General features: G+C 64.1%; 8 protein-coding genes. 1 reads left to right on the top strand and 7 read right to left on the bottom strand.

The window, feature by feature from the left end; all coding sequences use genetic code 11:
- From lon to pckA, 3 genes are all read right to left on the bottom strand, one after another.
- Positions 1-1834 (bottom strand): endopeptidase La (gene lon, locus VD811_16405; GenBank protein ID HXV22567.1); only part of this gene is annotated, 1834 nt, incomplete at its 3' end.
- 205 nt (positions 1835-2039) lie between these two features.
- Entirely contained in the window at positions 2040-2807 is a 768-nt protein-coding gene (locus VD811_16400; GenBank protein HXV22566.1) for an NRDE family protein, read from the bottom strand.
- Positions 2808-2910: 103 nt separating this feature from the next.
- Complete coding sequence (gene pckA / locus VD811_16395) at positions 2911-4485, bottom strand: phosphoenolpyruvate carboxykinase (ATP) (GenBank protein ID HXV22565.1); 1575 nt, start codon at positions 4483-4485, stop codon at positions 2911-2913.
- Between the two features lie 354 nt (positions 4486-4839).
- Here pckA and VD811_16390 point away from each other — a divergent pair, with 354 nt between their 5' ends.
- Entirely contained in the window at positions 4840-6696 is a 1857-nt protein-coding gene (locus VD811_16390; GenBank protein HXV22564.1) for a phosphoenolpyruvate carboxykinase (GTP), read from the top strand.
- Positions 6697-6777: 81 nt separating this feature from the next.
- On the opposite strand, the gene VD811_16385 is transcribed toward VD811_16390, so the two are convergent.
- The 4 genes from VD811_16385 to VD811_16370 form a co-directional block, all read right to left on the bottom strand.
- Positions 6778-7182 carry a cytochrome c gene (locus VD811_16385; GenBank protein HXV22563.1) on the bottom strand — a complete coding sequence of 135 codons (405 nt, stop codon included), beginning with the start codon at positions 7180-7182 and terminating at the stop codon, positions 6778-6780.
- A gap of 99 nt (positions 7183-7281) precedes the next feature.
- The gene (locus VD811_16380) at positions 7282-7761 is read right to left on the bottom strand and encodes a HyaD/HybD family hydrogenase maturation endopeptidase (protein HXV22562.1); all 480 of its coding nucleotides are present in this window, start codon (positions 7759-7761) and stop codon (positions 7282-7284) included.
- A complete protein-coding gene (gene cybH / locus VD811_16375) occupies positions 7758-8414 on the bottom strand; it encodes a Ni/Fe-hydrogenase, b-type cytochrome subunit (protein HXV22561.1) in 657 nt (218 codons plus the stop codon). Before cybH ends, VD811_16380 begins: the two co-directional genes overlap by 4 nt.
- Before the next feature lie 42 nt (positions 8415-8456).
- The coding region (locus VD811_16370) for a nickel-dependent hydrogenase large subunit (protein ID HXV22560.1) at positions 8457-9710 on the bottom strand (1254 nt) is incomplete at its 5' end.

The raw sequence follows: 9710 nt of genomic DNA, 5'->3' as shown, positions 1-9710 counted from the left end.
CGGTCCAGGCGAGGCCGGTGGCGACCCCCACCTGGCTCTGCCGCAGCTCCTCCTCGGGCAGGTAGCGCGGCGGCCCCAGGAAGCGGCTGACGGCGCTCTCCGTGACCATGACCGGCTTCTTGCGTCCTTCGGCATACCGCCGCGCCACCTTGCGGCAGACGCTCCCCAGCTCCCGCTCCAGGTTGCGCAGCCCCGCCTCGGCGGTGTACTCGCTGATGATCTTCAGCAGGGCGTTTTTCGAAAAACGCACGTCGGCAGGCTTCAGTCCGTTGGCCTCGAGCTGCCGGGGTACCAGGTACTGCCCGGCGATGGAGAGCTTCTCTTCGGTGGTGTAACCGGCCAGGCGGATCACCTCGAGGCGGTCCTTGAGCGCCGAGGGGATCGGGTCCATGACGTTGGCGGTGGCGACGAAGAGCACGTTGGAGAGGTCGAACGGCAGGTTGATGTAGTGGTCGGAAAAGGCGTGGTTCTGCTCGGGATCGAGCAGCTCCAGCAGCGCCGCCGAAGGGTCGCCGCGGAAGTCGGCCCCGACCTTGTCGAGCTCGTCGAGCATGAAGACCGGGTTGTTGGTGCCGGCCTGCTTCATCCCCTGCAGGACCCGCCCGGGGAGAGCCCCCACATAGGTGCGGCGATGGCCGCGGATCTCCGCCTCGTCCCGCACCCCGCCCAGGGAGATGCGCACGAACTTGCGCCCCAGGGCGCGGGCGATCGACTTGCCGAGACTGGTCTTGCCGACACCCGGCGGACCGGCGAAGCAGAGGACCGGCCCCTTGAGCTCCTTCTTGAGCTTGCGCACGGCGAGGAATTCGAGAATCCTCTCCTTGACCTTCTCCAGGTTGTAATGGTCTTCGTCGAGAACCTTGCGCGCCTTCTTCAGGTCGAGATTGTCCTTGGTCGAGCGGCTCCAGGGGAGTTCCACCAGCCAATCCATGTAGGTACGCAGCATCGAGTACTCGGCGGCCTCGGGATGCATCGTCTCCAGTCGGCGCAGCTGCTTCTCCGCTTCGCCCTTGGCCTCTGCAGGCAGACCGGCCTGCTCCAGCTTCTGCCGCAGCTCGGCAACCTCCTCGGCGCGGGCGTCGGTTTCACCGAGCTCCGCCTGGATGGCGCGCAGCTGTTCGCGCAGGAAATACTCGCGCTGGCTCTTGCCCATCTCCTCCTTCGCCTGCGTCTGGATGCGGTTCTGCACCGCCGCCAGTTCCAGCTCCTTGGCCAGGATATCCTTGACCTTCCGCAGCCGCTCGATCGGATCGAAGATCTCGATCAGCGCCTGGGCGTCGGCTACCCTGAGGCCGATATTGCTCGCCACCAGGTCGGCCTGGCTGCCGGGGTCCTCGAGATTTTCCAGCACCACCATGATCTCGGGGGCCATCGCCTTGCCCATGCTCACCAGTTGGGTCAACTGATCGCGGACCGTGCGCATCAGCGCCTCGGTCTCCAGCGGCAACTCGGGAGCGCGCGGTTCGTGGACCCGCTCGACGTGCACGGCGAAGAAAGGGTCCTCGGCGACAAAGGACTGCAGGCGCCCCTTGGCCAGGCCCTGCACCAGGATCTTTACCCGGCCGTCGGGAAGCTTGAGCATCCGCATGATCATCGCCACCGTGCCGACGGTGAAGATGTCTTCAGGCTTCGGCTCCTCCTCGCCGAGCTCCTTCTGCGCCGCCAGAAAGATGAGGCGGTCGCGGGCCAGGGCGGCATCGACGGCAGCGATCGACTTCTCGCGGCCGACGAAGAGAGGGAGAATCATATAGGGGAAGATGACCACGTCCCGGACGGGCAGCAGCGGGAGCTCTTCGGGTATCTGCAGTTCCTTCTTTTCGTTCGGTTTGTCCAAGAATTTCTCCGACTTCCACAGGTTTTGCGCATTGCAAGGGCAGGCAGCGGCCAACCGTCCCGCTTCCCGACACGCCCGGAACGGAACGGGGGGATGAACGATAACCGGTTGAAAAGGCCACGATTTCCCAAAAGATACAGAAATGACACGCAAATGTCCAGCCGGTAATTGCCCGCCGGCGGGCCCTCCGGACGGCCATTGCGGCTCATTTCTGCAGCCGGAAATGGTGGCGGACCTCCTGCCAGCACTGCGGAGAGCGGTCGAAGCTCCGCTCGACAAAGGTGACCCGCCCGGTCCGGTCGACCAGCACGACCGTCGAGGCGCGGGTACCGTAGTCGGGCGAGGCGATGAAGCGGGAAGAGAGGAGGCGTTCCCGTTCGAGCCCGACCCCCGTATCGGGAAGCAGGTGGTCCGCCGGGCGCGAAGTATCGGCGAGGATCGCCAGCAGCGCTTCCAGCTCCGGCGGGCCAGCAGTCAGGAGCCCTTCCAGTGCAGCCTTCCCCTGCGCCACCTTGGGCCAGGGAGTGTCGAGCAATGCGTTGCTGAGGCCGTAAATACCCGGGGTCAGTCGTCGGATGACGCCGTCACGGTTGGAATAGTAGGCGAATTCGTCGCCGTCTGCGACCAGCAGGTTGAACCCCTTGCAGCCCTCACCCAGCCGGGCGACGGTTTCGAGATAGGACTGCGGTGTGGAAGCGCCGCAGAGAAAATCGACGGTCAGCAATCCCCGCGACAGGCCCTGGACGTGCTTTTCCGCCGGCTGCCGGTAGTTGGCGACGGTGGCCAGCCGGCCCGCCCGGGTGATGCCCAGCCAGGTGCCGCCCCCGACCAGGTCACGGCCGGCCAGGATTTCCGGCGCGTCCGCCCAGAAGGCCGCCGGGGCGGTCGGCCGGTCGTAGAACTCGTCACGGTTGCCGGCCAGGACCAGCGGGTAGTCGGGATGAACCTTATGGGCGAACAGAATCAGGCACACCTTGGCACTCCACTCTCCGGCAAGACAGGTTCTGCTTCAGCATAACAGAAAAGGGGCGGCTCCCCCGGGAACCGCCCCTGTCGAATCTCCGTCGCCGCACAGCCTACATCTGCGGACCGGCCTTGGTGAAATCGAAGTCGTCGCCGGCGACGACGTATTTCTTGAAGTTCTCGATGAACATGCCGGCGAGCTTGTTGGCGGTGGCGTCGTACTTTTCCTTGTCCGCCCAGGCGTTGCGCGGGTTGAGCAGGCCGCTGTCGACGCCCGGCAGGACCTTGGGAATGTTGAGCCGGAACCAGCGGGTCTGCTCGAACTCCGCCGCCTCGATGCCGCCGTCGAGAATGGCGTTGATGCAGGCGCGGGTCGCCTTGATGCTCATGCGCTTGCCGACGCCGTAGCCGCCGCCGCTCCAGCCGGTGTTCACCAGGTAGGCGTTGACCCCGTGCTTCGCCATCTTCTCGCCGAGCAGGCGGGCGTAGGCGGTGGGGTGCAGCGGCAGGAAGGCCTCGCCGAAGCAGGCGGAGAAGGTTGCCGTCGGTTCGGTGACGCCGCGCTCGGTGCCGGCGACCTTGGCGGTGTAGCCGGAGAGGAAATAGTACATCGCCTGCTCGCGGGTCAGCTTGGAAATCGGCGGCAAGACGCCGAAGGCGTCGCAGGTCAGAAAGATGATGTTCTTCGGATGGCCGGCCCTGAGGGAGGGCTCGTGGTTGGCGATGTGCTCGATGGGATAGGAGACGCGGGTGTTTTCGGTCTTGGACTGGTCATCGAAATCGATCAGCCCGCTCTCGTCGGCGACGACGTTCTCGAGCAGGGCATTGCGGCGGATGGCGCCGAAGATCTCCGGCTCGCTCTCGGCGGAAAGGTTGATGCACTTGGCGTAGCAGCCTCCTTCGAAGTTGAAGATGCCGTCGTCGTCCCAGCCGTGCTCGTCGTCGCCGATCAGCTTGCGGGTAGCGTCGGTGGAGAGGGTGGTCTTGCCGGTTCCGGAGAGGCCGAAGAAGAGGCAGACGTCGCCCTGCTTGCCGACGTTGGCGCTGCAGTGCATGGAGAGGATCCCCTGCAGCGGCAGCCAGTAGTTCATCATGGTGAAGATGCCCTTCTTCATCTCGCCGCCGTACCAGGTGCCGCCAATGATGGCGACGTTTTTCTCGATGTTGAAGACGATGAATACTTCGGAGTTGAGGCCGTGGCGCTCCCAGTTGCGGTTCGGCAGATTGCTGGCGTTGTAGACCGTGAAGTTGGGGGCAAAGCCCGCCAGGTCCGCGCCCCCGGGGCGGATGAACATGTTCTTGACGAAGTGCGACTGCCAGGCGAATTCGGTGACGAAACGCACCGACTTGCGGGTCTTCTCGTTGGCGCCGCAGAAGCCGTCGGCGACGTACAGGTCTTTGCCCGAGAGGTAGTCGAGCACCTCGGCATGCAGCTCGTCGAAGACTTCCGGCGCTACCGGCTGATTGAGCTTGCCCCAGGCGATATTCTGGAAGGAGGGGAGCTGATGGACGAAGTACTTGTCCTTGGGCGAGCGGCCGGTGAACTTGCCGGTGTCGACCATCATCGTCCCGTTGGCGGCGACCCGACCTTCGGCATTCCCCGATTCGTGCTCGAAGAGGTCGTCATAGCCTAGGTTGTGGAAGATTTTGCCGACGCTCTTCAGCCCCAGATCTCTGGCGTGGATCATGTCATCTCCTTGATGGAATGGGATCGGGTCGCCCGGCTCCGCCGCGACGGGTTGCAGAGTCGATGGGAAATGGGCCGACCGCCGTTTTTACCTGTCGGGAAGAATGGTCCAGATGAGGGAATCCCCCTGTTTTTTTCAATTGGATGGTCTTTAGCAAATTTATCAAAAATATAAAAGTAAAATATTTCGAAAATTTGGCTAAAAATTCACCGGGCGGCGCAGGGGTGGCGACCTGGCCTTTCCCCTTGGAAATCCATCATCTATTATGTATACTGTGTCCTTTAAAATTTTGTTTGCAACCGGCCAGACACAATTCACGTTTCGGTTCACATCCCCGATAAGGAGGCGACAGGCATGAGCTTTGAGGTTCCCAAGAACGACAAGCTGCTGAAATGGGTCGAGGAGGTCGCGGCCCTGTGCGAGCCGGAACGAATCCACTGGTGCGACGGTTCGCAGCAGGAATTCGACGAGCTTTGCAGCCTCCTGGTGAAAAGCGGCACCTTCCGCAAACTCAACGAGCAGAAGCGCCCGGGCAGCTACCTGGCCTGCTCCGACCCGATCGACGTCGCCCGCGTCGAGGACCGCACCTTCATCTGCAGCATCTCCAGGCACGACTCCGGGCCGACCAACAACTGGATGCCCCCGAAGGAGATGAAGGAGAAGCTCAGCACCCTCTTCAGGGGGTGCATGAAGGGGCGCACCATGTACATCATCCCCTTCAGCATGGGCCCCTTGGGGTCCCCCATCGCCAAGATCGGGATCGAGATCTCCGACTCCCCCTATGTCGCCGTCAACATGCGCATCATGACCCGCATGGGCAATGCGGTCCTGGACGTGCTCGGCGACGGCGACTTCGTGCCGTGCCTGCACTCGGTCGGCGCGCCTCTGGCGCCGGGGCAAAAGGACGTCCCCTGGCCCTGCAACAAGGAGAAGTACATCGTCCACTTCCCCGAGGAGCGCTCCATCTGGTCGTACGGCAGCGGCTACGGCGGCAACGCCCTGCTCGGCAAGAAGTGCCTGGCGTTGCGCATCGCCTCGAAGATCGCCAATGACGAAGGGTGGCTGGCCGAGCACATGCTGATTCTCGGGGTCGAGTCGCCGGAAGGGGAGAAAACCTACGTCGGCGCCGCCTTCCCCAGCGCCTGCGGCAAGACCAACTTCGCCATGCTCATCCCTCCCCAAAGCTTCCAGGACAAGGGATGGAAGGTGACCACCATTGGCGACGACATCGCCTGGATCAAGCCCGGCCCCGACGGCCAGCTCTACGCCATCAACCCCGAGTACGGCTATTTCGGCGTGGCGCCGGGGACCTCGGCCAAGACCAACCCCAATGCCATGGCCTCCTGCGCCGCCAACACCATCTTCACCAACGTGGCGCTGACCGAGGACGGCGACGTCTGGTGGGAAGGGATGACCGACGAGCCGCCGGCGAAACTGACCGACTGGCAGGGCAAGGAGTGGACCCCCGGTTGTGGCCGCCCCGCCGCCCACCCCAACGCCCGCTTCACCTCGCCGGCGTCCCAGTGCCCCTCGATCGATCCCGACTGGGAGAACCCGAAGGGGGTACCCATCAGCGCCTTCATCTTCGGCGGCCGCCGCAGCAACGTCATTCCCCTGGTCTACCAGTCCCTGAACTGGCCCTTCGGCGTCTACCTCGCCGCCACCATGGGCTCGGAGACCACCGCCGCCGCCGTCGGCACCATCGGCAACGTCCGCCGCGACCCAATGGCGATGCTCCCCTTCTGCGGCTACCACATGGCCGACTATTTCAGCCACTGGCTGCAGGTCGGCCGCTCCACCCCCCGGCCGCCGCGCATCTTCAGCGTCAACTGGTTTCGCAAGGACGCCGACGGCAAATTCCTCTGGCCGGGCTTCGGCGAGAACATGCGCATCCTCAAGTGGGTCGTCGACCGCGTGCACGGCAAGGCGGCCGCGGTAGAGAGCCCGCTCGGGTGGATGCCGCGCTACGAGGATCTCGACTGGGACGGCCTCGACAACGTCAGCCGCGAACAGTTCTACGACCTGACCTCTGTCGACCGTGACCTCTGGAAGGAGGAGATCCTCTCCCACGAGGAGCTCTTCATCAAGCTCTACGACCAGTTGCCGAAGGAGTTCCTGCACATCCGCGAGTTGATCCTCTCCAGCCTCTGGCGCGCGCCGGAGCATTGGGAACAGCGCGATCCCAAGGCGACCTTCCACTACTACGATTGAGCGCAGACCCATCCCTGCCGAAACGAACGGGGCGGCTTCGCAAGAGGCCGCCCCGTTCGTTTTCGATGCCTAATTTTCGACTCAGCTGCCGCTGCGGCTGCGCAGGTAAGCAACCAGCTGCCAGATCTGCTCTTCACTGAAATAGTGCCCCCAGGCCGGCATCACCGAGCCGCGGGAGAGATAGGGCTCCGCCGTTTTGCCGGTCTCGATGCGCCAGTATAAATAGGCGGGGTCGAGGGTGCGGTGCCCGGGGTCGCGAAAGTCGGAGGCCGGGGGCTGGAAAAAGCCGGCCCGGGGGCTGCGCCCCTCGCCTGCGGTACCGTGGCAGATTGCGCAGTTCTGACGAAAAATCGCTGCTCCGGCGGCCCGGTTCACTGCATTTTCCAGGAAGCCTGGCGGGGGCTGTCGTTGCGGGTAGGCGGGGAACTGCTCGCTGCAGGCGGCGAGCAGGGTCACAAGACAGGCAAACAACCCCAGATTGCGCATGGTCATCGCCGAAAAGACGAGACACCACGGCGGAACGTCTCTACGGATGGGGTTACAACGGCAACACCGATGACTCGTATCCTGCGCATCCGGCCCTCCCTACGCCGCCTGTCCCAATTCCACCCCCCACCGTCGCAGCTCGCCGACCACCCCGGCAATCGCCTCTTCCATCGCCGCCGCTACCGGCGCGGTCAGCTCCAGGCCCATTTCGATCGACTCCGGCTGCACCCCCCAGACGACCAGTTCGGCCGGCAGGTTCCCCTGCAGTTCAGCCACCGCCAGCAGATCCTGCAGCCCCATCTGGTGCACCGAAAGCTTGCCGGCGAAGGCCCGCGGCACCTCCTCCCCTTCGAGACGGAAGACTGTCCCCGGCCGGGCCCCCATCTCCAGAGCGTCGATGACCAGCAGCCGCTCGATTCCTTCCAGCCGTGGCAGCAGGTCGAGCCCGAGAGTGCCGCCGTCGAGCACGGCCACGTCGGCAGGGAATTGGACACGCTCCTGCAACGCCTCGATCATCCGGTAGCCGAAGGCATCGTCGGTCATCAGGGCGTTGCCGAGACCCAAGACCAGAATGCTCAATTCAGGTCCTCCGGCTCGACGAATTTGTAACCGCCGAAGATGCTGGAAAGTGTGCCGTTCTTCTCCTTCACATCCATCAGCCAGGCACTGTAGACGTGGTGAACGGCAAAGCCGAGCAACAGCCACATGATCAGGTGGTGGATGAGGCGCCCCCCCTGGAGGCCGAGCAGCGAGACAACCCAGCCGAAGCTGGCGGCCATGGCACCATCGGGCGCGTACAGGCTGTAAAGGCCGAAACCGGTCAGTACCTGCAGGAGGAAGAGGGCGAAGACTGCCGAGTAGGCCATCGCCGCCAAGCCGTTGTGCCCCAGCACGGAGGGGACCTGCCGCTGCAGAAAAGTGTAGTATTTGAAGGTACCCGCGATGTTACGCCGCCCCTCTTTCGAGGCCCAGGGGAAAAAGGCTTTCCAGGAGGCGTGTCGGTTGCCGAGGAAGGCCCAGATCAGCCGGGCAATGATCGACACCGTGAAGAGATAGGCGAAGGTGAAATGGATGAAGCGGTTCCAGCCCATGATGTACTGGGCAGTGTCGGTCGCCGTGTAAAAAGGATGGCCGATATAGAAGCCGGTCACCGACAATACGGCGATGGCGAGCACGTTGACCCAGTGGGTGATGCGGACCGGCCATTCCCAGACGTAGCGGATCTCAAGCATAAAACCTCCAAAGGAGTGGCAGGGGCTCGGCGCGCCGTGCCCCTACAGAGCCTTGACCCGGATGATCTCCGTCCCCTTGCCGTCGAGCAGATGCACCGCGCAGGCGAGGCAGGGATCGAAGGAGTGGATGGTGCGCAGGATCTCCAGCGGCTGCTCGGCGTCGGCGACGGGGGTGCCGACCAGGGCCGATTCATACGGCCCCATCTGCCCCATGGGGTCGCGCGGCCCGGCGTTCCAGGTGGAGGGGACCACCGCCTGGAAGTTGGCGATCTGGCCGTTCTCGATGCGGATCCAGTGGCCCAGTGCCCCGCGCGGCGCCTCGTGGTAGCCGAAGCCGCGCGCCTCCTTCGGCCAGGTGGCCGGATCCCATTTCTCCTTGTTGTGCACCTCGTAGATACCCCGCCCCATATTGTCGGCCAGCTGGTCGAGCCAGACTTCACTCTTCTGGGCCAGCAGCAGCGTCTCGATGCCGCGGGCGGCGGTGCGTCCCAGGGTGGAGAAGAGGGCGGCGGGTCCGACCCCCAGCTTGCCGAGCACGAAATTGACCGTATCTTGCACCTCCCTGTGTCCCTGGGCGTAGGCAATCACCATGCGCGCCAGCGGCCCGACCTCCATCGGCTGGTCCAGGTAGCGCGGCGCCTTGACCCACGAGTATTTCTCGTCCGTGTTGAGCCACTCGTAGGGGGGCTGCGGACCGGTGTACCTGTGGTTGGTCTCGCCGTCGTAGGGGTGTAGCCCCTTGTCGTCCCCCTTCGAGTAGGTGTACCACGACCTGGTGACGTACTCGGTGATTTTCGTCTCGTCCATCGGCTGGACGTTGGCCAGGTCCCTGGCCATGATGACGCCGCGGGGGAAATATTGGTTTTCCGTGCCGCCGCTGTTGTCCATGGGGAAATCGCCGTAGGCGAGGAAGTTCCCCACCCCGCCGCCGATCCCGGCCCACTCCTTGTAGAAGGAGGCGACCGCCAGCAGATCGGGAATGTAGACCTGCTCGACGAAGAGTCTGGCCTTGCGCAACAGCTTGCGGATATGGGCGAGCTTGTCGGCGTTGAGGGCGTTCTGGCTGTCGGGGTCGACCGGAATCGACATGCCGCCGACCAGGAAGGTCTGCGGATGCGGGTTCTTCGAGCCGAGGATGGCGTGAATGCGGATGATGTCCTTCTGCCACTCCAGCGCCTCCAGGTAGTGGGCGACCGCCATCAGGTTCGCCTCGGGCGGCAGGCGGTAGGCGCTGTGTCCCCAGTAGGCGTTCTGGAAGGGGCCGAGCCGGCCGGTGCCGGCGAAGGCGGCGATGCG

Source organism: Desulfuromonadales bacterium (assembly GCA_035620395.1).
In the GTDB taxonomy this organism is placed as follows: domain Bacteria; phylum Desulfobacterota; class Desulfuromonadia; order Desulfuromonadales; family DASPGW01; genus DASPGW01.
Note: the sequence above shows the minus strand (reverse complement) of the source record. Positions and strands in the feature narration are given on the sequence as shown.